This window comes from Ruegeria meonggei (assembly GCF_042768335.1).
Taxonomy (GTDB): domain Bacteria; phylum Pseudomonadota; class Alphaproteobacteria; order Rhodobacterales; family Rhodobacteraceae; genus Ruegeria; species Ruegeria meonggei.
The window spans coordinates 1,765,111-1,785,968 of sequence record NZ_JAXHBT010000001.1 but is presented as its reverse complement, the minus strand read 5'-3'; the positions used below and the strand labels follow the sequence as shown (position 1 = coordinate 1,785,968).

Genomic DNA, 20,858 nt, shown 5'->3' with positions numbered 1-20,858 from the left:
ACAGGTGGATGATCAAGCGCTTAAAACGCAATGTTGGCGGGGGCCGGATCCCAGAGTTTATTGCTGGCCTGTCGCCACCAGATATCCGACACCTGCCGCCACCAGCAGGCCCAATACGACGGCGATGGTGATCTTGATGGCGGACCAAGGGCGCGCGCCCTGAACGCGCCCGGTTCGCCCGTTGACCACAAAACGATAGGTTTCACCGCGGTATTTATAGGCGGCCATCCACACCGGCAGCAAAATATGCTTGAAGGTTACATTGCGCACATCCGTGTCTATTGCATGTATGCGTTGCCGGTCGCCGCCGATGTCAAAGCGGACATCGCGTTCGATCACGCGGGCCATGTGACCGCGCGCCTCGGTATAGCCGTCCTTCAATGCAACCGTATAAGCCTCGGCCCGAAAACCGGCCAGGTACTCGGGCTGGTAAGGCTCAAGCGCGGGTAAATCCCAGGGTTCCAGAGCGTCGGTATAGTTTTTGGGCAGCGATTGCGATGCAAGCACAAGCACATCGTCAAAAAACCGTGCAACGCGACCAGATTTTGGCGACCACCGGACCTTGGCCACACGTTGCTGAACCCGTTTTCCGTCCCGCATAGCGGTACGGGTTTCATAGTAAACCACGCCGCGCTCGCCGCGATAACTGGATTTCGTGTCCGCGTCAAAAGTCCAGTAGGGCACGTAAATGCCCTGCATCTTGCGTCCTTTGCGGGCGTACTCCTTCAATCCGTTGGGAGCGAACCACAATCCGCCCAGCCAATCGCTCATCGCTGCGTGGGCCGCGCGTTCATCCAGTGCAAAAGGCAGCACACCGCGCGGTTTGATGTGCCGACTGACCCCTGTGTCAGTCACCACCGGTGTGGCACAGAACGGGCATTCTGCTGCATGCGTGTCGGGATCAAACTCGACTTGAGCGGCGCAATTCGGGCAGGTCAGAACCCGGGTTTCTTCGATGTCACTGTCGGGAAGCCTATCGGCGAGGGCGGCGTCGAAATCCAGCTCTTTCAGGCTGGCTCCACCCCAGGGTCCGGCCCCGATGACCTCAGAATGCCCGCAATGGTCACAGGTCAGAGTGCCGTCTCCGGGGTTGAAGCGATAATCTGCACCACACTGATCGCAGGGGAAACGATGTTCTTGTGTCATTTCTGTGCCTCGGTTGATCCAGCGAAGGAGCCGGACCCGATGATCATGCGAATTACAAGAGCAGCCAATATGCACAAAAAGATGAAGAAAATGGAGTTCTGCGCCAGCACCCACCAACCGTAAGGGGTAAGTATCCCGTCGACGGAACGAATGGCTCCGTCACCACCGATGCGAGAACTAAAGTTGGGGTTGAGAGATTGGCGCCAGCCCCGGTAACGCCCAATCGCAATGGTGAGGGTCACGAGAAAAACACCGATCCCAGTGCCCCACCGCGCGGCGCGAAAAAAACTCACGCGGTTACGCATCATGATTTTCAGAAATGGCGCAACAAGTATCCAGCAGATCAGCAAGGCCGTCGGGATGCCGAACAAGCCGTACCAAAAAACTAGGCTCAGCGTAGAGGCCCAATAATCAGTTCCAACGCCGTATGAAACAATCGCAAATCCAGTAAACACTGTCCATCCCAGCAAGGCGGACAGGTTTACTGCGCGCCGTATGTCGCGCCTGGAATATGGCGCCGTCTGATCGTTGCCCGGCAAAAAACTCAGCTCCCCGGCGGAGGTGGCGGCAAGATTGTAAACAACTGCGCCAGTTCCTGAACATCCCCAGCCTTTTTCCAACCGTCCTGACCAGCGGTCCAGACATGGGTGTCCCGGGTGATCTCGCCGTCTGTCGCCATGCGGCCCATCTTGGCCTTGGAAAACGGCCCGTTGGTCTGCCCATCCACTGCGGTGTGCCAGACATGCTCAACCGGCGGGGGCGGCGGCGGGGCCGCATGCGTTGCCGGTTGCTGGGCAGCGGGGGCAGGTCCGCCCCACGGACCGCTCGGCTGGCCCGCTGCCATATTCGCCATCTGGTTGGCCATCGCCATGCCCATACCCATGCCAAGGCCAGCGCCCATGCCGCCGCTCTGTCCGGGATTGTTGGCGGCTGCGGTCATCGCTTCGGCCGCTGAATACTGAGTGAACTTGCCCAGATCACCTGCCAAACCCATCGAGGTCCGCTTGTCCAGCGCAGCCTCAACCGCCGGTGGTAGAGAGATGTTTTCGATGTAGAATTCCGGCATCTCAAGGCCATAACCTTCAAGCACCGGGGAAACCTCGGCCGCAATCAGCTTGCCCAGATCGGCAGTGTTTGCCGCCATATCCAGAACCGGGATGCCCGACCCGGCGATCACGCGACTGAATTCCTGCACGATAATGTTGCGGACCTGAAAGCTGATCTCATCCATCGTGAACTCACCATCGGTGCCGACGATTTCGATCATGAATTTCGCCGGGTCCTTGACCCGCGTTGTGTAAGACCCAAAGGCGCGTATGCGGGTTGGTCCGAACTCGGGATCACGCAGCATGATCGGATTCTTGGTGCCCCATTTCAAATCATTGAACCGGGTCGTATTGACGAAATAGACCTCGGATTTGAACGGGGATTGAAAGCCGTGATCCCAATGCTGCAGGGTGGTCATGATCGGCATGTTGTTGGTCTCAAGCATATAGAGACCCGGCGTGAACACATCCGCTAGCTGCCCTTCATGGACAAAGACCGCTGCCTGCCCTTCGCGCACGGTCAGCTTGGCACCGTATTTGATCTCGTGGCCTTCACGTTCGAATCGCCAGACCATGGTGTCGCGGGTGTCATCCACCCAGTGAATGACGTCGATAAATTCGCCGGTCAGAAAATCGAAAATGCCCATTAGGGGTCTCCTCTTTTTGGGCTCAGAGCGGCTGGCCCATCAATTCGCGTGCAATGATGCGCACCACAGGGCGGGCGTCTTGCACTGTCACGCCGGGTTGAAGGCGCGGATCGTATAACATTGTCAGCAGTTTTTCGTCATGGCTGGTCAACAGCGCAAATTCATCATCGTCGTTGAAGATCGATGGGCGCGCCTTGGGGCTGTCATTGGACAGCCCCAAACCTTGCGCGATCTCTTCGTGAATGCAGCTGCGGCGTGTCAGATCAGGCAGTTCGGCCCGGATCAGGGTCACCGCCCGCACAAACCGATAAGGGGCTGCCTTGGTTGGCGACGCAAACACAAAGCAGTCTATATTGGACCGCGGATTGGCTATCAGATCAAGCGACGGCTGACTGATGCCGGGGACAAGCTGTTTCAGCCGTGACACCACATAGGCGCTGTCATCCTTGCCGGCGAAAAACACGTGGAAATTGGCCTTGCGATTGACAACCGAGATCGGATGATCCGTAAGTTTAGCCAACCGCGCGGTGAACGCCTCGACCTCGGCTGCATCCTTTTTACGTGTCTCGGGAGACACCGTGGGGCCGAATTCGACCTGAACGCGAACGGGGCCAGACCAGCGGCTAAGCTGCCCTTCTGTTGTGTAGGCCGTCGTTGTTACCGCGTGATCCGGATACTCGCTGTAAAAGGCAATGGTTTCGAAATTGCGCTCCAGATCACTGGCGTCATAGGGCGTATCAGGTCCGCCACCATCCGTTCGCAGCAAACCGCGCGTCAGCAGGTCGCGTTCGATCCGCTGGTAAAACCGCGCCAGATCCTGACTGGCCGCCGAAGGCGGGACATAAGCGTTGGGCGCAGGGGCGGGCACCGCAGGTCGCGGTTCCGGAGCAACCGAGGATGTCAAAGTCTCATCGCAATTGGCCAGAGCCAACAGCAACAAAACCCCTAGTACAGGCCTCAGATATCCCCGCAACCGCACGGTCCGCCCGCCGTTAGCCCGGAACCGCAGTTCCGGCGTTGTCGCCGATCCCGTCCTTGCGCGCCTTTGCTGAGGCCAGCGTGTCGCGCAGCTCGACCTCCATCTTCTGTAGCTCTTGTTCGGCGGCGGCGCGTTTGGCTTTGCCTTCGTCAGCAATTGCCAAGCTTTCGTTGATTGTGCCGATCAGGTCCGCATTGGCTTGCTTGACGGCCTCGATGTCGAACACGCCACGTTCCATTTCCTCGCGGATCATCTTGTTCGACTGACGCAGGTTGGCCGCGTTTGTGGTCAGCAGCTCATTCGTCAGATCGTTGGCGTCGCGCACCGCAGCAGCTGCTTCGGCGCTGCGTTGAATAGTGACGGACTGCGCCAGCTGCGTTTCCCAAAGCGGCACGGTGTTGACCAGGGTCGAGTTGATCTTGGTCACCAGTGACTTGTCGTTTTCCTGTACCAGCCGGATCGAGGGCAGTGACTGCATGGTCACCTGCCGCGTCAGCTTCAGGTCATGGACACGGCGTTCCAGATCGTCACGGGCCGCGCGCAGATCGCGCAATTCCTGCGCCTTCATCACTTGTTGATCTTCGGGTGCAGCCTGAACTTCGGCTTCTTTTTCGGGAATGTCCTGGCTGTCCAATTCGGTCAGCTTTTCCTCACCTGCCGCAATGTACAGCGCCAGTTCGTCATAGAACCCCAGCGTCTTTTCATAGAGCAGGTCCAATGACTTGATGTCTTTCAACAACGTGTGTTCGTGGCCCAGCAGGTCGTCCGTGATCCGATCGATCTGGTTCTGTATCTCTTCGTATTGCGCGGTGAATTTGGCGAAAGGCGCAGCCTTCCCCAGCAGGCGTTCCCACCAGCTGCGCTCGCGGCGAACGTCCAGCTCAGATACAGAAAAGCCCCGGATGGTGGTCACGATATTGCGCAGGCTGTCCCCGGCAGGGCCAACATCCTTGTTGCGTACATCCGCCAGCATGGCCTGGCTGATTTCCTGCAGCTCGGCCTGTGCGGACGACCCGAACGAGACGATGGAATTGGTATTGCTCATGTCGATCTCGGACATGCGCTTGCGGATTTCCGCGCTGACAGGCTCGTCGGCCTCTTCCAGTGTGATAACCTCGGCCGTTGGATCGGGCAGCGCCACGGCGGTCACTTCCTGAACCAGCGTTTCGGCTTCGACCGCCTTGTTCTTGATCTCATCGGACATGGGGATAATCCTTCCTCAACATTTTGGCCGGTCAGTCCAACCGGACGCCTTCGCGTTGCAGACGCTCACGCAACACGTCAATTTCAACTGTTAGATCGCTGCGATCGTCCAAGAGCATCTTGCGGGTACGGGCTGCGAAATTCTGTTCCAGATCATCCAACAGGGATGAGTAGTCTTTCATGGCCTGTGCATCGCGTGTGCGGGCATAGACATCGGCAAACTTGACTGTCGCGTCGCGTGCGCCCTGCAGGTACACGGTCAGATATTTCCGTGCCCCGGCCAGATCGCGGGGATCTTCCTCGACCGTGCGAAACAAATCGCGGGCGGTGTCCTGAAACTGTTCGACGCGGGCCTCGATCCGGCGATCACCGGCCCGTTTGATGGCATCGGTCATCTGGGTCAGGTGGGTTTCGGCGTCCTCGACCACGCGGGCAACACGATCTTGCTGAAAGGTGTCGACCCCCTCCATCCCCTTGTCTTTCATAGGGTCAAGCCCAAAGGACACCGAATGCAAAGCGGTTGCCACGACACCGAACAGGATGGGCGCAATCAGGCTGGCCTCGGCCGCAGTTGTCGCATCCAGGAACTCGGTCCGGTACGAGGCAAGAGCCGCGCCCAGACCGGTGAGAACGCTGGAGAATATCTTGCGGGGGAAAGCCGGTCGCCGCGCAGTACGCCGCGATTTATAGGCGGCCTCGGCACGCAGACCTTCGCGCAACAGGAACGCAGCCCCTGTCAGTAAGCCCGCCGCAACCAAACCCAGTGTCATCCCGACAGCACCGTCATTCAGCGACAGAAACACCAGCGGAACGGCAGGCAGAAACAACAAGTTCACCCGCGCTCCGGCAGGTTCCACCCGTGCGCCGTCAAACTGACCGCGCCGGGGTGGCTCGGATGGGTCAGAGCTGCCGTCAGGGCTGAATTTCCCGCCATAGCGTTTGGCCATGCGCCTACAAGCCCCCCAACACGCCGGTGCATACACCAAACAGCAACACCAGCAGCGCCGCATAGGCCAGTTTCTGTACTCCGGTTCCGGACATGGTGCCCCTCAATGACGTTCCTCACGGAAAATTTAGGGGATGAGGGGGCCGGGCGCTAGGGGAAAGGTTGCATAACCTGCGTCACTTGCGAGGTTTCTTGCCAACAACGGGTCGTTTTCGCTGTGGGCGCGCGGGGCGTTTGACCGGCGCGTCTGCTTCTGCTTCCAGCCCCAATTGGTCGCGCATCACGCGGCGGCGGATTTCTTCGACCTCGCCGGGTTTCAGATTGCCCAGTTGGAACGGGCCGTAAGAGACACGCAAAAGGCGGTTCACGGTGAACCCGATATCCTCGATCGCGCGGCGAATCTCGCGGTTCTTGCCCTCGCGCAGACCGATGGTCAGCCAGGCATTCGCCCCTTGCTGACGATCCAGTGACACATCCATCGGCAAGAACCGCTCGCCGTCGATCACCAAACCCTTGCGCAGAGGGGCGAAATCTTCGTCTTTGGGGCGGCCGTTCAGCCGGACACGGTATTTGCGCAGCCAGCCAGTCGAAGGTAGTTCCAGCTTGCGTTTGATGCCGCCGTCATTGGTCAAAAGCAGCAGACCTTCGGAATTCAAGTCCAGCCGGCCAACGCTCATGACGCGGGGCATGTCCTCGGGCAGTTTGTCAAAGATCGTCGCGCGCCCTTTTTCGTCGCGGGTTGTCGTCACCAGGCCCGAGGGCTTGTGATACAACCACAGGCGCGAGGGTTCCGGTTCGGATACAGGTTTGCCATCTACGGCGATCTTGTCCTTGGCGGTGACGTTGAGCGCCGGGCTGTCGATGGCCTTGCCATTCACGGTCACACGACCGGCTTCGATCATGCGTTCGGCTTCGCGGCGCGAGGCGACGCCCGCGCGGGCCAGCACTTTGGCGATCCGGTCGCCGGGAGGAGGGGTTTTGTTCATCCGCAGGCCATAGCGCATCCCGTCCGCTTGCGAAAGGCGGGTTTCTGATGCAGTCAGGGTCATGGTGTTTAAATCGCATATGGACAAGGCACTGGTAGAAGCCCGCGCTGCCGCGGATCGCGGCGAGGTTCCCGTGGGGGCCGTCATCGTCGCGCCTGACGGTCACGTGGTGGCACAGGCGGGCAACCGGACGCGCGAACTGAACGATCCCACCGCCCATGCCGAGATTCTGGCCCTGCGCGCAGCCTGCGCCGCCGCCGGATCCGAGAGGCTGTCGGATCACGACCTTTATGTGACACTTGAACCTTGTGCGATGTGTGCAGCAGCGTTGGCAGCAGCGCGCATTCGGCGCATCTATTACGGGGCGGCTGATCCCAAATCTGGTGGTGTGGCCCATGGCGCGCGGGTTTTCACCCACAGTCAGGCGCATCACGTGCCTGAGGTCTACGATGGCATCGGGGGGCGAGAGGCTGCCGCGATGTTGAAAGAGTTCTTCGCCGCGCGGCGCTGAGCCTAAAGGGTGATCGCCTGCATCAACTCGGGCTCAATCACGTCGACACCGGGCAAGCCATCCGCCAACACCTGAGCGGACTGTTCCAGAATGGGGAAGGTCTTGTAATGGCAGGGAATCACCGTCTTGAAGTTGAAATACCGCCTGGCCGCGTAAGCGGCGCCTTTCATATCCATGGTAAAATGACCGCCCACCGACAGGATGCCGATATCGGGTTTGTAGAAATCCCCCATCCAATCCATATCGGCCATGATATCCGTATCGCCGGACACATATACCATGTGGCCCTCGGAGGCGATCATGAAGCCAACCTCACTGCCACCAGTGCGCAGGCCATCTGGTGTGGAAAAAGTTGAACTGTGTGAGGCTGGCACCATCGAGACTTTGATACCATTCAGGTTCACCGTACCACCCTTGTTGAAGCCGATGGTCTCCAGGCTTTCGGCCTCGGCCCAATAGCCCATCAGATCGTATTGGCCGACCACTGGCACGTTGAGATGCTTAGCCAATGAGACGACATCAGCCACATGGTCGAAATGCGTATGCGTCAAAAGGATGTGCGTTGCCCCGCCCAGCGCTGCGTCGTGCTGATCTTCGCCCAGAACGGGATTGCCAGTCAGCCAGGGATCGATCAGCAGGACCTGCCCTTGGGTTTCAATACGAAAGCTGCCGTGACCTAACCAGATGATGTTCATGAATTCGTCCTCCCAAAACAAACTGTTGGCTTCAATCTAGCATCGGTTATGTAAAAGTTCATGGACTGGTTGCAGGAAATTGACGGCTATTGCGAACGTTTGTCGCCCACCTATTGGGCCGAACCAATAAATGCGGTGACAAACGCCGCCTTTCTGGTCGCCGCCTGGATCATGTGGCGACGGGTGCGGGGGCAGGGGATGCCCGTTGCGGTGGCTTTGGTTGTCATTCTCGCCGGAATCGGTGTCGGTAGCTATCTGTTCCACACCCATGCACAGGTTTGGGCGGCCATTGCGGACACGACGCCCATAATGCTGTTCATTCTCGTCTATATCTTTGCGATCAACCGGGATGTCTGGCATATGCGGCCGCTTTATGCCTTTGGAGGCACGGTTTTGTTCGTGCCCTATGCGGTGGTCACTGTGCCGGTGTTTCAGCTTATCCCAGGGTTGGGCGGATCTGCGGCCTATGCGCCCGTGCCCTTGTTGATTCTGATCTATGCGGCCTTGCTGCGGGGCAGGGTACCAGAGACGGCCAGAGGTCTGGCGATTGGTGCGGCGATTCTTGTCGCCTCAATTACCTTCCGCGCCCTGGATGAACCCTTGTGTGGGCAAATCCCGTTGGGCATCCATTTTCTGTGGCACATCCTGAACGCCATCATGCTGGGTTGGATGATCGAGGTGTATCGAAGGCATCTGATCCGTACCCGTCAGGCCTGAAACGCGGCGGCAAGGTCATGGGGCAGGTCAAACTCTGTCAGCACGCGCGCGCGACCATCGGCTGACATCTTGCGCGCGGTTTTCTCAACAATGCTTTGGATTTTCGCTGCCGAGTGTTTGGCGGCGAAGGGCGCAAAATACCATTTGAGGAACACGAAACAAATGACGTCCTCCAGCGATTGGACTTCGGCATCGCGTTTTATGCCTTGTTTGCGCAGCATTCGACCCGCGGCTTCGGCTTCGTCGGCGCCATAGCCGCCCTGTTCCATCAGAGTCATGACAATCTCGGCATGGTGGACCCCCTGCGCCTTGCGCCAGGCCAGATATCCGGCGCGGCCTTCTGGATATTCGGTGCGGGCAAGTTTCCAGCGTTCCACATGCTGGCCACGTGCTGCAATCTGCAGCGGTTCTGATGCGTCAGGGACAAGTCGGTTCAGCTCGGCGCTCATGCGCTGGCCGTACAACAGGGCGGCTGGCTGGCCGTCTTCGAGGTTTGGGTCTTGGATATTGGCCGCATCGATAGAGTCCAGAACCGATTGCTTTCGCGCACTCATCTTACGCTCCGTTGGCTGGCCCGATCTGCGGTGCAGCCCGGGCGGGTTTTTCATCACCATCGTAGCGGTATGTCAGGGCAAGTGCAGCACTCAATTGAAAAATTCCCGAGCCAGGTCAGGGGGCCCTGGCCCGGGACAGTAGAAGACTTATTTGTCCACCTTAGTCTGATCCTGCGTCACCGTATCAGGAGCAGGTTTGGGGAAGGTCAGCGTCGGGGGCAGGCTGCCGACCTGAACAAATGCATATGCGGGGGCCGTCAGGGTGGTCGCAGACAGAACAAGGGCAGTAATGAGGGTTTTCATTTTCGTTCTCCGGTTTGCGTTGTGTCGTACGAAATGAAATGAACAGTACGGTTTAGTTTTTCAAGGCGAGAAATGAACTAATCGGTTTACTATTGTGCATAGGGCATATGCAAAATTGAATGGCAGATTGGGCAAACAGAGCATGACAGGGCGACATCCCTCCTCTGGCGGTCTTGCGACCGGAGCATCAGACGGGTAAATGCCCCCTAACGCATATGAGGTTTTCCGATGTCGATTGACCAAAGCACTGCCGCCAAGGTGGCCAAACTGGCCCGGATCAAGGTCGAGGATGACGCGCTGCCCGCGCTGGCGTCCGAGTTCAACACAATCCTTGGGTTCATCGAGCAACTCAACGAAGTGGATGTTGATGGTGTCGAGCCGATGGTCTCGGTCGAACCGATGCGCCTGAAACGCCGCGAAGATGTGGTCACCGACGGCAATCAGCAGGACAAGGTTCTGGCCAACGCCCCCGACGCGCGCGAAGGCTTTTTCGCAGTCCCCAAAGTGGTGGAGTAAGACATGAGCGATCTGAACAAACTGGGCCTGGCCGAGGCCCGCGATGCGCTGCGCAAAGGTGATGTAACTTCGGTCGAGTTGACCGAATCCTGCCTCACGGCCATTGACGCCGCCGACGCGTTGAACGCCTTTGTCCACAAAACCCCCGAGATCGCGCTGGAACGTGCCAAGGCTGCGGATGCGCGGATCAAGGCGGGCGATGCGCCTTCGATGTGCGGCCTGCCGATTGGTATCAAGGACCTTTTCTGCACCAAAGGCGTGCCGTCACAGGCGGGTTCGAAGATTCTGGACGGGTTCAAGCCGGAATACGAATCCACCGTATCGCAGCAATTGGCCGACGCAGGCGCCGTGATGTTGGGCAAGCTGAACATGGACGAGTTTGCCATGGGCTCGTCAAACGAGACCTCGACTTACGGCAATGCGGTCAGCCCTTGGCGGCGTGGCAATGATGACGCGCAGCTGACACCGGGTGGCTCATCTGGTGGGTCGGCGTCTGCCGTGGCTGCTGATCTGTGTTTGGCCGCGACCGGCACCGATACCGGTGGCTCGATCCGTCAACCTGCGGCGTTTGTTGGCATAACCGGCATCAAGCCCACCTATGGCCGCTGCTCGCGCTGGGGCATCGTGGCCTTTGCCTCCTCGCTGGATCAGGCCGGGCCGATGACCAAGAACGTGCGCGACGCGGCGATCATGCTGGAAACCATGTGTGGTCACGACGCCAAGGATTCGACCAGCGCCGAACTGGCTGTGCCGAATTTTGAGGCGATGCTGACAGGCGACATCAAAGGCAAGAAAATCGGTATTCCGAAAGAATACCACATGGATGGCATGCCAGATGAGATCGAAAAGCTCTGGGCTGACGGGGCCGCAATGCTGAAAGACGCAGGCGCCGAGATAGTCGATATCTCACTGCCGCATACCAAATACGCGCTGCCAGCCTATTACGTGATTGCACCGGCCGAGGCGTCTTCGAACCTTGCCCGGTACGATGGTGTCCGCTATGGCCGCCGCGCGCAGATGGCACAAGGTGACGGCATCACCGAGATGTACGAGAAAACCCGCGCCGAAGGCTTTGGGCATGAGGTCCAGCGCCGCGTCATGATCGGCACCTATGTGCTGTCAGCGGGGTTCTACGACGCTTACTACAATCGCGCCCGCAAGGTTCGCACACTGATCAAGAAAGACTTCGAAGACGTCTTCGCGGCGGGTGTCGACGCGATCCTGACCCCGGCAACACCTTCGGCCTCATTCGGCTTGGGTGAAATGACCGAGGCGGACCCGGTTCAGATGTATCTGAACGACGTTTTCACCGTCACGGTGAACCTTGCTGGTCTGCCAGGTATTTCCATACCTGCGGGTCTGGACAAACAGGGTCTGCCCCTTGGCCTGCAGCTGATCGGCCGCCCATGGGACGAAGGTGATCTGCTGAACACAGCCTATGCGCTGGAAAGCGCCGCCGGGTTTGTGGCAAAGCCCGGGAAATGGTGGTAAGCCTCAGGTCAGGCAAGACAACGAAAGACGGAGCAGCTGAATGCGCTTTACGCTTCTGATCCCCGCAATTGGGTTTGTGGCCGCGTGCAACACGGTGGCCCCCGTTTCTGGGACTGAGTTCAATACGCCGTCCTATCAGGCCCAGCGTGAGGCGCAGTTGGCTGGGCAGGGGTATTCGGGAGGCACACTGCTCAGCCCGGCTGAGGTATCCGAACAGCAGCTTGGCGCACCTGGTGCACCTGGCGCAGCGTCTGCCGTGCCAACGGGCGATGACGCCGATCTTGCCTCTGCGACAGCGGCAGCTTTAGCCAGCACTTCAGGGCAAAGCGCCCCTGCGCAGGCGGGCAACAACACGGCAATTTCCGACGAACAGGATTTTGCAGCTGTCTCTGACCGCCGGAGTATCGAATCCGACGCGGCGCTGATCGAACAAAACCGCCAAACCTATGAGGTGGTCGCACCAACCGCCGTCCCGCAACGCGGAACCGATGGCCAACCTAATATTGTGCAGTATGCGTTAAGCACTTCCAACCCGGTCGGCACTCAGCTTTACAGCCGCGCAGGGTTCAACCTGCAGGCCAAGGCACAGCGCAATTGTGCCCGCTACGCCTCAGCCGATCAGGCCCAGATCGAATTCCTGTCCAGCGGCGGGCCGCAGCGCGACCGCAAAGGCTTGGACCCGGATGGCGATGGCTATGCTTGCAGCTGGGATCCCAGCCCGTTCCGCAGTGCCGTTAACAACTAATCCCGTATCGCCCATCTGGCACCCGTCCCCCAATTTTGGTCCACGCCGGGACGGGCTAATGCCATCTTTGATCGTTCTGCATTACACTGCCATGAACGGTGCTCAGGCCGCACTGCATCGTTTGTGCGACCCTGCGTATGAAGTCTCGGCCCACTACTTGATCGGTGCAGATGGCACGCTCTGGCAGATGGTCGACGAAAAAGACCGCGCCTGGCACGCGGGTGCCGGCAGCTGGCACGGCCAAACAGACATCAACTCCCGCTCAATCGGGATCGAACTAGACAACACCGGTACACACCCGTTCCCCGAGCCTCAGTTGACTGTACTGGACCGCCTTCTGACCCAAACCATGGCGCGTTGGTCGATTTCACCAGACAGGGTTATCGGCCATTCAGACATGGCCCCAGGTCGCAAGATCGATCCGGGCCCCCGGTTCCCCTGGCAACGGCTGGAGTATTTGAACCTGGCTGGCCAACGCGGCCGGAACAACGATCCGCAATGCGCGTCCATGCGAACGTTCCGCACATTGGTTGAAAACGCGGGTTTCCCACCGGATGTGGACGACGAAACCCTGCTCGCCGCGGTGCGTCTCAGATATCGGCCCTGGGCCAATGGCCCCCTTGCTCCGGCAGATTTCGTACCCCTGACATCCAAATTTCGCTGATCTGGATTCGCCCTTCATCTGGCAGGAAATATCCCGGGGTAGAAAGGGGCTGGCCCCTTCTACCCTTCTCCGCTCTTGACGGCAGTGGGCACTCAGCATACCTACACTCTGCGCGGAGGGCCGGATGGCCGCTGGGGTGTAAACCCGAGAGGAAAGTCCGGACTCCACAAGACAACGGTGCCGGGTAACGCCCGGGCGGGGAAACCCGACGGAAAGCGCCACAGAAATCAGACCGCCCCGGATTTCGGTCTGAGGTAAGGGTGAAACGGTGGGGTAAGAGCCCACCGCGCCGCTGGCAACAGTGGCGGCACGGCAAGCCCCACCGGGAGCAATGCCAAATAGGGTCCCCGCGCGGGTCGGTCGGCGTCAGCCGATACCACCGCTAGGCATGTCCTGGCCGAGAGGGACCGGGTTGGCAGCTTGAGCCGTGCAGCAATGTACGGCCTAGAGGAATGGTCATCGAAGGGGGCAACCCTGGAACAAGATCCGGCTTACAGGCCCTCCGCGCGTATTCCCGTTCAACCCCCTGGGGGTGTATAATCCCCAGTCAATCCAGCGGCTTTCTGGGTGATTGCCACAAAATCATCTGCGGTCCAGGCGCGCACAGTTTCAATCTTTTCAACTGCACCCGAGGCAGCAACAGCCATACCAACTGCAACTGCATCTGTCCCATCAGGAACTTCACTGATCACAACCACATCATTCGATCCGGTTGTCATGTAAAAAGCCAGCAACTTGCCACCAACTTTTTCCATCAACGCTTTGACCGGTCCGGTGCGGTTTGCAGGTTTTTTCAACATGCCCTGAACGCCAGATTGAGAATAGGAAGCATAGGTAATGAAAATGGGCATATATCTTCTCCTTGGTTACAAACTCTGCCGACAGAGGTTCTTGCCCGTTTCTGGCGCCTCGATCGCCACGCTCGTTGAGGGGCGCATGGCTCAAGAAGTTTGGACATGACTATCACGAACGCGTGATTGGCGCAATTTCAGGACGTGCCACATCGGTCGGAACCCGCCCTTGCGCCGTCGCTTCGAAGTATTGGCCAGCGCGCAATCACACCAAGCCAGAAGTGGCGCTGTGCCGCACTAGCCCCTGTTTTGAACACAGGGCCGTAAAACCTGCTAGGCTGCACGTTTAGGCAACAACTGGGAGGATAATCATGAGTTTCATGAAAGCACTGGCTTCTGTCGCGGTCGGATTTGCGGCTGCCAAAGGTATGGAAAAATACAAGCAAATGGGCGGTATGGCCGGGCTGCAGGACATGATGCAGGGAGCCGGAGGCGGTTTCGGAATGGACCAGTTGGGCAAGATGGCCGAACAGTTCGGAATGCCAGGCGCAGCTGACGGTATGCAGAAAATGTTTGGACAGATGGGCATGGGCAATCCGGCAGGTGCCGCTGGCCTGGGCGGGCTGATGAACGCCATGCAGGCGGCGCAGGCCGGCAACAAGCAAACTGTCGACATGATGGAGACCGTCTTCAAGGGCACACCCGGTGGTGCGGTCATGGAAGAGCAAGCCAAGCTGATGCTGCGCGCCATGATTCAGGCCGCCAAATCGGATGGTGAACTGGATGAGCAGGAGAAAAAGACAATTCTGGGCACGCTGGGCGACGATGTCAGCGAAGAAGAACGCGCCTTTGTGCTGGAGCAACTAGAGGCTCCGATTGACGTCATGGGGTTGGCCGCTGATTCCGTCGGGCCGCTGAAGACGCAAATCTATGCAACCTCCCTGGCGGCGATTCGCGTGGACAACCAGCAAGAGGCCTCTTATCTGAATCAGCTTGCTACGGCGCTGGGCCTTTCAAGCGCGGAACGCGATCAAATTCACACCTATATGGGGGTCCCGACCCCGTAAGCTCGCGCCTTTTTCCTCTCGTATCCAATGCAGGCGCGATTGCGCTTGACATGGGCCGTGCAGGGCGTAAAAGCGCACGCTCATAGGAATTCAACCGAAAGGCCCCGGCCTTTTTGGACGCAGGAGATAACCATGGCGAAGCCGACGACAATCAAGATCCGTCTGAACTCGACCGCGGGCACGGGCCACTTCTACGTGACCAAGAAAAACGCGCGGACCATGACCGAGAAAATGACCATTCGTAAATACGATCCGGTCGCTCGGAAGCATGTCGAGTACAAGGAAGGCAAGATTAAGTAATCTGCCGTCCAGCTTGAACAGAATAAAAAGGGGTCTGCTACGGCAGGCCCCTTTTTCTTGGTTTGGGCCGTTGCAACGAAGCATCAGCGCCCGGGCCATTCGGCCTTGCGGTGGGTTGCTTTTTGCAAAGGCTTGGCCATACGCTTCAACAAACCGTTCCAAAATGTTGGCCGTCATGAAAAAAATCTTGTTATCCACAGTGACCGTTCTGGCCCTTGCGGCCTGCGAAGACCCGTATAACCGCGAAGGCGTTGGGTTTACCGGGATCGATGGTGAACCCCGCACAATCTCGGACGTTCCGGGCGCTGCGGCCTTCCTTCCGCCTGCAACAAATGTACCCGCCGAACTGGCAGTTCTGCCGGCAATTCCCGTGACAACAGATGAGACCGAGGCAGAAAAGATCGCGCGTGTCGCTATAGACAATGGCGGTCGCAGCGACACCAGCGCGGTCGCTCTGACTGGCTCGGACACCAACCTGTACCTAAGCACGGTCAACGTGAACGGCACATTGTACGGCGTTCTGAAAACCGCAAGTAGCAGCACCAAGGTGGACAACGCCATCGGGGCAAGCTTTGGCCGCAATGCTGAGCAGTTCACCGGCTGCCTGCCTGCAGGCGACGTGTTCCGCAAGGGATCGTCCGAGCGCAGCTCAGGCTTTGCCGTGGCGCTGAACTGCAGCTAAGGCAGGAAAAACCACCCCAAGGAATTCAGGCCCCGGCTTTGCCGGGGCTTTTTCTTTTTCAGGGACTGCTGCGATCCGTCTGCTGCGACAACTGGACAGCTAGGGTTGCGGCCGGCCAAAATAAAAGGGCGGGTCGCTGAGGACCCGCCCTTTGAACTCTTGGAATTTAGATCCGCGCTATTCTTGCTGACCCATGAACATCAGCAGGAACTGGAACATGTTCAGGAACGAGATGTATAGGCTCAGCGCGCCGTCAAAGGCAGCTTTGTCCAGCCATTCCTGATCACCATGCGAGGCGTGCGCCACATAGGTGTTTTTGATGTCCTGCGTATAAAAGGCGGTCAGACCAGCGAAGATCAGGATGCCAATGGCAGAGATGGCCATCATCATCACGCCCGACTGCAGGAACAGGTTGATGATCATTGCCACCAGCAGACCGATCACACCCATCATCAGGAAAGTGCCCATGCCGCTGAGATTGCGCTTGGTTGTATAACCGTAAAGGCTTAGCCCTGCGAAGGCGATCGAGGTCACGATGAAGGTCTGTGCGATCGAGTAGGGCGTGAAGATCATGAAAATTGAGCTCATCGATACGCCCATTACGGCAGCAAAGATGAAGAAGCCCAACTGTACAGCTGACGCCGACCCGCGACGCATCAAGGCGCCCCAGCCAAAGAAAATGAAGGCCAACGGTGCAAACATGATCACCCACTTCAACGGTGACAGGAACAGTGTGCCGCCCAAGCTTGTCAGATACCGGTCCGCACCGATCTGAGCGACCGCGTTGGTCGGATCGGTCGTGACGGCGAGCCCGGCAATTGCCCACGCGGCCAGAGCCGTGATCAGCATGCCAATGGACATTGTGCCGTAGACTTTGTTCATGTGGGCGCGTAGGCCCTCGTCAATCTGGGCAGCGCGGGCGCCGGCCGCCGTCCGGACCGTGTCGAATTGTGCCATTAAAGGGTCTCCCTTCACAATATTTCAGTCGCGGCCTGCATTCAGACCACGTTCCCCGTAAATATCGGCAACTACGGGCTGTGATTTAAGAGTTTAGCGCACGAAACTGGTTAAAACGCGCAACAAAAATGGCGGTCAGCCGTGGCGGACCGCCATTTGCAGAGAAATGGTGCATTCGGAACTCACTTTTGCCAGAACTGCGGTGCATCCCAAATAGGGCGGCTGGCCTCAGTTTCCGCTTGCTCACGGGTGATCCCGATGTCGGCCAGGGCCCGGTCATCCAGCTTGGCCAGACGGCAACGCTGGCGTCGCAGCGACAGAAGGTCCCGGATTGAAGTCAGGGAAAAACGCCGGCGTGGTTTGCAGAGGCTATAGATTTCAAGTTGGGTCATAACGAATTTCCTTTCACGATTTGCGATGAATGTTTCCCGTCTCATCAACTTCCTTGATTTATATGGCGCGATATGACACATTTTGAAAATGAATATTTATGAAGTGACACATAAGGAATCGTGAAGATGCGAAATTTGGACATCACGACACTGCGTTCATTCGTGGCGGTGGCGGATCATGGTGGTGTGACACGCGCGGCCGGGTTCCTGCACCTGACGCAATCTGCGGTCTCAATGCAGTTGAAACGACTGGAAGAGCTGCTGGGGCTTGAGTTGCTGGACCGCAGTGGCCGCACCATTGCGCTGACCGCATCGGGCGATCAATTGCTGGCCTATGCAAGGCGCATGATCGCGCTGAATGACGAGGTGATCTCGAAACTCACAGATCAGGCGTTCGAGGGTGAAGTTGTTTTAGGGGTGCCGCATGACATTGTTTATCCGGCCATTCCACGTGTCTTGCAGCGGTTTAATGCGGATTTCCCGCGCGTTCGTGTTCAGTTGGTGTCATCCTATTCGCTGCAATTGAAGGATATGTTCAAGAAGGGTGAATGCGATCTGATCCTGACCACCGAGGCGAATTGGGCCGAGGGCGCCGAGACTGTTGCCGAGCTGCCGTTGCGCTGGATCGGAGCACCGGGCGGATCGGCTTGGCGTAAACGTCCTATCCCTCTAGCGCTTGGACGTCGATGCTTGTTCCGGCCACAGGTGATCGCTGCGCTGGATGAGGCTGGTATCCCTTGGGAGCTGTCCGTTGAAACCGAAAACGACCGTACGATCGAGGCGACGGTCAGTGCCGACCTTGCTGTTCACGCGATGTTGGACGGCACAGAGGCCGCCCATCTGGCCCAGATCGACGATGGTGGCGTTCTGCCCGACCTGCCCGCGCATATGATCAATCTCTACGGGGCGGAGTTGGCGCGTGGCCCAGTGGTCGAGGCTTTGGCCGCGCTGGTGCGCCAGAACTTCCGCATGTTGGGCAGCGCCCCGTTGAAAGCAGTGGTTGGTTAAGCGGCGATCAGGGCGTGATCACAATCTTACCAGTTGCCGTACGGTCCCGCAGCAATTGCAGGCCTTTTTCTGCTTCGGACAGCGGCAGGACGTGGCTGATATGAGGTTTGATCCGTCCTTCGCTATGCCAGCGGAACAGGGTTTCAAAACTATCCTGAACGATCTGAGGCCGAAATGTCAGGTAACCACCGATGTAAAAGCCGATTACAGTCAGGTTTTTGACCAGCAGGTGGTTGGCCGGAATCTGCGGAACGTCCCCACCGGCAAAGCCGATCGGCAGCAGGCGGCCTTCTGGGTTGGTGGCGCGAAACGCTGCTTTGAACACATCGCCACCGATTGCGTCATAGACCACGTCCGCGCCACCCAGGTCTTTGACGCGAATCCGCAGATCCTCTGACGCATCAATCAGGTGGTCTGCGCCAGCAGCTTGCGCAACAGCCAGTTTGTCCGCGCCGCGCGCTTGCGCAATCACCGTGGCACCCATCAATTTCCCGATTTCAACGGCCGTCAGTCCTACGCCGCCCGCGGCACCTGTGACCAAGAGGGTTTCACCGGGCTGCAACCGGGCGCGATGGTCCAGCGCAATATGACTGGTTCCATAGGCGATCTGGATTGCGGCGGCCTCCTCAAAACCTATGGAATCGGGCAGGGGAATTGCCCGGTCTGCGTCAAACACACCGTATTCTGCCAATCCGCCCTGGCCCGAGTAAATTGCAACCCGGTCGCCAGGATTCAAATGGGTCACATTGGGGCCGACCTCATCAATGATACCGGCGATCTCCATTCCCTGTGTGAAAGGGGCTGGTGGCGTATCCTGATACGTGCCCTTTTGCATCAGCAGATCAGCAAAGTTCAATCCGCAAGCCTTGATTGCGACCCGAACCTGACCCTTGGCAGGGCGCGGAACGTCAATGTCACAAAGCTGGGCCGTTGCCCCAGAGATTGAAATTCGGTACGCCAGCATAATCGCACTCCTGTGGTTTTTTGCATAGGTTCGCGCTGGCCGCGAATTGTCAATCTCTGACCCTGCGGATCGCGAAATACGGCGTCCGTTCTGATCTGCCATGACTTTGAAAAGGCGACGTGTGTCGGGCAAAGAATGCACAACCTTAAATCTTATTCAGTGTCGTTGATTTAACCTTCTTGAAAAAAAGCGAAAAAGACGCAATATTGATCCACGGTGCTGATTAGGGGGACATGTTCCGGATTAGGGGGTGGTTAAGGTCAACTCGCTAACGTTGTGTTTGGGGCGTGTCACGCATCTGAGTAAGTTGTGTGTGTAGAATAGGAGAATACCAATGACCCATCACGTCGATGTCCATGTGGGAAAGCGTGTCCGGCACCGTCGCTGGCTGATTGGAATGACCCAACAGCAGTTGGCGCAACAAGTTGGTATTAAGTTTCAGCAGATTCAAAAATATGAAACGGGTGCCAACCGGATCAGCGCGTCCCGCCTATGGGATATTGCCGAGGCGTTGGATGTTCCTGTCAGCTTTTTCTTCGAAGGTTTGGAAGAAGCCGCCAAAGAACCTACCGGCAAAAAGTCGGTTCCTGCTGATCTGATGGGGGATAAGGAAGCTCTGGATCTGGTCCGCTCCTACTACGCGATTCCGGAAAACCAGCGCCGCCGCCTGTTTGAACTTGCACGGGTGCTAAGCGACGTCGCGTGATCGACCGGGCTTGACTCTGGAGCGCGCGAACCGCACGGGTAGCGCATGCAAGAGACCTCGTTAAGTGATCTGGAAGTAGCTGAGAAAATGGCCGACGCAGCGCGTTCGGTCATTCTTCCGTTTTTCAGACAGTCTAACCTTGAGACCGACAACAAACTGGCCGACGGCTTTGATCCGGTGACTGTGGCCGATCGAAATGCCGAGAAAGCCATGCGAGAAGTCTTGGCCAAACACCGCCCCGATGACGGAATTTTCGGCGAGGAATTTGGCCAGTCCAGTGGAGCCAGCGGTCGCACATGGGTACTGGACCCAATAGATGGAACGCGCGGTTTCATTAGCGGCACGCCGACCTGGGGTGTTCTGATCGCGTTGAACGCCCAGGACGCGCCGTTTTTGGGGGTGATCGATCAACCCTATATCGGCGAGCGGTTTGTTGGGACATCCGATCTGGCGCAAGTGACTGGGCCAACCGGCACATCCCGTTTGAAAACCCGGACGACGCAGACCCTGGATCAGGCGATTCTGTTCACCACATTTCCCGAAGTTGGCACGCCCGAGGATCGCGCCGGATTTGAGGCGGTGGCGCAGAATGTGCGTCTGACCCGGTATGGCATGGATTGCTATGCTTATGCGTTGTTGGCTGCGGGACAAATCGATCTGGTGATCGAATCCACCCTTTTGGCCTATGATATTCAGGCACCAATTGCGGTGATCAAGGCGGCGGGCGGCGTTGTTACTAATTGGCAGGGTGGGCCTGCACATAACGGTGGCCGTGCGTTGGCTGCGGCCAACCCGCAGCTTCACGCCGCAGCCTTGGAAATCTTGCGCACTTATTGAAATCT

At 58.1% G+C, this 20,858-nt stretch carries 26 protein-coding genes and 1 other RNA gene; 13 read left to right on the top strand and 14 right to left on the bottom strand.

The features are described from left to right. Nucleotides 1-57: 57 nt before the first annotated feature. From SJY13_RS08785 to SJY13_RS08755, 7 genes are all read right to left on the bottom strand, one after another. Nucleotides 58-1,146: a TFIIB-type zinc finger domain-containing protein gene (locus SJY13_RS08785; protein WP_377190190.1), complete on the bottom strand. Its 1,089-nt coding sequence runs from the start codon at nt 1,144-1,146 to the stop codon at nt 58-60. Then, nucleotides 1,143-1,685: a hypothetical protein gene (locus SJY13_RS08780; RefSeq protein ID WP_377190188.1), complete on the bottom strand. Its 543-nt coding sequence runs from the start codon at nt 1,683-1,685 to the stop codon at nt 1,143-1,145. Before SJY13_RS08780 ends, SJY13_RS08785 begins: the two co-directional genes overlap by 4 nt. Before the next feature lie 5 nt (nt 1,686-1,690). Next, nucleotides 1,691-2,839, bottom strand: a complete 1,149-nt coding sequence (locus tag SJY13_RS08775) for an SPFH domain-containing protein (protein ID WP_377190186.1) — start codon at nt 2,837-2,839, stop codon at nt 1,691-1,693. 22 nt (nt 2,840-2,861) lie between these two features. Then, nucleotides 2,862-3,776, bottom strand: coding sequence for a DUF2927 domain-containing protein (locus tag SJY13_RS08770; RefSeq protein WP_377190184.1), 915 nt, complete (start codon nt 3,774-3,776; stop codon nt 2,862-2,864). A gap of 55 nt (nt 3,777-3,831) precedes the next feature. Beyond that, entirely contained in the window at nt 3,832-5,022 is a 1,191-nt protein-coding gene (locus tag SJY13_RS08765; RefSeq protein WP_377190182.1) for a toxic anion resistance protein, read from the bottom strand. A gap of 31 nt (nt 5,023-5,053) precedes the next feature. Continuing rightward, entirely contained in the window at nt 5,054-5,968 is a 915-nt protein-coding gene (locus SJY13_RS08760; RefSeq protein WP_377190180.1) for a 5-bromo-4-chloroindolyl phosphate hydrolysis family protein, read from the bottom strand. 175 nt (nt 5,969-6,143) lie between these two features. Then, nucleotides 6,144-7,016, bottom strand: a complete 873-nt coding sequence (locus SJY13_RS08755) for a pseudouridine synthase (RefSeq protein WP_377190178.1) — start codon at nt 7,014-7,016, stop codon at nt 6,144-6,146. Between SJY13_RS08755 and SJY13_RS08750 the strand changes: the two genes are divergently transcribed. Further along, nucleotides 7,015-7,464, top strand: a complete 450-nt coding sequence (locus tag SJY13_RS08750) for a nucleoside deaminase (RefSeq protein ID WP_377190176.1) — start codon at nt 7,015-7,017, stop codon at nt 7,462-7,464. The genes SJY13_RS08755 and SJY13_RS08750 overlap by 2 nt on opposite strands. Before the next feature lie 2 nt (nt 7,465-7,466). On the opposite strand, the gene SJY13_RS08745 is transcribed toward SJY13_RS08750, so the two are convergent. Further along, entirely contained in the window at nt 7,467-8,159 is a 693-nt protein-coding gene (locus SJY13_RS08745; RefSeq protein ID WP_377190174.1) for a metal-dependent hydrolase, read from the bottom strand. 60 nt (nt 8,160-8,219) lie between these two features. On the opposite strand from SJY13_RS08745, the gene SJY13_RS08740 reads away from it, so the two are divergent. Then, on the top strand, nt 8,220-8,876 hold the full coding sequence (locus SJY13_RS08740; protein WP_377190172.1) for a ceramidase domain-containing protein: 657 nt from the start codon (nt 8,220-8,222) through the stop codon (nt 8,874-8,876). Here SJY13_RS08740 and SJY13_RS08735 read toward each other — a convergent pair. Then, the gene (locus SJY13_RS08735) at nt 8,867-9,430 is read right to left on the bottom strand and encodes a DUF4202 domain-containing protein (RefSeq protein WP_377190170.1); all 564 of its coding nucleotides are present in this window, start codon (nt 9,428-9,430) and stop codon (nt 8,867-8,869) included. The two genes, SJY13_RS08740 and SJY13_RS08735, sit on opposite strands and share 10 nt — an antisense overlap. A 147-nt stretch (nt 9,431-9,577) precedes the next feature. Then, entirely contained in the window at nt 9,578-9,733 is a 156-nt protein-coding gene (locus tag SJY13_RS08730; protein ID WP_200818529.1) for a hypothetical protein, read from the bottom strand. Between the two features lie 228 nt (nt 9,734-9,961). Between SJY13_RS08730 and gatC the strand changes: the two genes are divergently transcribed. The 5 genes from gatC (at nt 9,962) to rnpB (ending at nt 13,659) form a co-directional block, all read left to right on the top strand. Beyond that, nucleotides 9,962-10,249, top strand: a complete 288-nt coding sequence (gene gatC, locus SJY13_RS08725) for an Asp-tRNA(Asn)/Glu-tRNA(Gln) amidotransferase subunit GatC (RefSeq protein ID WP_039536649.1) — start codon at nt 9,962-9,964, stop codon at nt 10,247-10,249. Between the two features lie 3 nt (nt 10,250-10,252). Beyond that, on the top strand, nt 10,253-11,740 hold the full coding sequence (gatA, locus tag SJY13_RS08720; protein WP_377190167.1) for an Asp-tRNA(Asn)/Glu-tRNA(Gln) amidotransferase subunit GatA: 1,488 nt from the start codon (nt 10,253-10,255) through the stop codon (nt 11,738-11,740). 40 nt (nt 11,741-11,780) lie between these two features. After that, a complete protein-coding gene (locus tag SJY13_RS08715) occupies nt 11,781-12,485 on the top strand; it encodes a hypothetical protein (protein ID WP_377190165.1) in 705 nt (234 codons plus the stop codon). Beyond that, entirely contained in the window at nt 12,436-13,149 is a 714-nt protein-coding gene (locus SJY13_RS08710; RefSeq protein WP_377190163.1) for an N-acetylmuramoyl-L-alanine amidase, read from the top strand. The genes SJY13_RS08715 and SJY13_RS08710 overlap by 50 nt, the downstream gene beginning before the upstream one ends. Nucleotides 13,150-13,261: 112 nt before the next feature. After that, nucleotides 13,262-13,659: RNase P RNA component class A (gene rnpB, locus SJY13_RS08705), an RNA gene on the top strand. 8 nt (nt 13,660-13,667) lie between these two features. Here the strand turns inward: rnpB and SJY13_RS08700 are convergent. Continuing rightward, entirely contained in the window at nt 13,668-14,000 is a 333-nt protein-coding gene (locus SJY13_RS08700; protein WP_085821300.1) for a GYD domain-containing protein, read from the bottom strand. Nucleotides 14,001-14,311: 311 nt separating this feature from the next. On the opposite strand from SJY13_RS08700, the gene SJY13_RS08695 reads away from it, so the two are divergent. The 3 genes from SJY13_RS08695 to SJY13_RS08685 all read left to right on the top strand — a co-directional run bounded on the left by SJY13_RS08695 (nt 14,312) and on the right by SJY13_RS08685 (nt 15,989). Then, entirely contained in the window at nt 14,312-15,007 is a 696-nt protein-coding gene (locus SJY13_RS08695; protein WP_377190161.1) for a DUF533 domain-containing protein, read from the top strand. Between the two features lie 132 nt (nt 15,008-15,139). After that, complete coding sequence (gene rpmG, locus SJY13_RS08690) at nt 15,140-15,307, top strand: 50S ribosomal protein L33 (protein WP_010441901.1); 168 nt, start codon at nt 15,140-15,142, stop codon at nt 15,305-15,307. Between the two features lie 175 nt (nt 15,308-15,482). Then, a complete protein-coding gene (locus SJY13_RS08685; protein WP_377190158.1) occupies nt 15,483-15,989 on the top strand; it encodes a hypothetical protein in 507 nt (168 codons plus the stop codon). A 177-nt stretch (nt 15,990-16,166) separates the two neighbouring features. Here SJY13_RS08685 and SJY13_RS08680 read toward each other — a convergent pair whose 3' ends face one another. Together SJY13_RS08680 and SJY13_RS08675 are read right to left on the bottom strand one after the other, a co-directional pair. Next, nucleotides 16,167-16,946, bottom strand: a complete 780-nt coding sequence (locus tag SJY13_RS08680; RefSeq protein WP_085821297.1) for a Bax inhibitor-1/YccA family protein — start codon at nt 16,944-16,946, stop codon at nt 16,167-16,169. Nucleotides 16,947-17,128: 182 nt separating this feature from the next. Continuing rightward, nucleotides 17,129-17,338 (bottom strand): DUF1127 domain-containing protein, encoded by a 210-nt coding sequence (locus tag SJY13_RS08675; RefSeq protein WP_377190156.1) that lies wholly within the window; start codon nt 17,336-17,338, stop codon nt 17,129-17,131. Between the two features lie 126 nt (nt 17,339-17,464). On the opposite strand from SJY13_RS08675, the gene SJY13_RS08670 reads away from it, so the two are divergent. Beyond that, nucleotides 17,465-18,346, top strand: a complete 882-nt coding sequence (locus SJY13_RS08670; RefSeq protein ID WP_377190154.1) for a LysR family transcriptional regulator — start codon at nt 17,465-17,467, stop codon at nt 18,344-18,346. Between the two features lie 7 nt (nt 18,347-18,353). Here the strand turns inward: SJY13_RS08670 and SJY13_RS08665 are convergent, their stop codons facing one another. Then, a complete protein-coding gene (locus SJY13_RS08665) occupies nt 18,354-19,310 on the bottom strand; it encodes an NADPH:quinone oxidoreductase family protein (RefSeq protein ID WP_377190152.1) in 957 nt (318 codons plus the stop codon). A 334-nt stretch (nt 19,311-19,644) separates the two neighbouring features. On the opposite strand from SJY13_RS08665, the gene SJY13_RS08660 reads away from it, so the two are divergent. Both SJY13_RS08660 and hisN read left to right on the top strand, forming a co-directional pair. Beyond that, nucleotides 19,645-20,016: a helix-turn-helix domain-containing protein gene (locus SJY13_RS08660; protein ID WP_085821294.1), complete on the top strand. Its 372-nt coding sequence runs from the start codon at nt 19,645-19,647 to the stop codon at nt 20,014-20,016. Nucleotides 20,017-20,061: 45 nt separating this feature from the next. Then, entirely contained in the window at nt 20,062-20,853 is a 792-nt protein-coding gene (gene hisN, locus SJY13_RS08655) for a histidinol-phosphatase (protein ID WP_377190149.1), read from the top strand. The last annotated feature ends 5 nt before the right edge of the window (nt 20,854-20,858 follow it).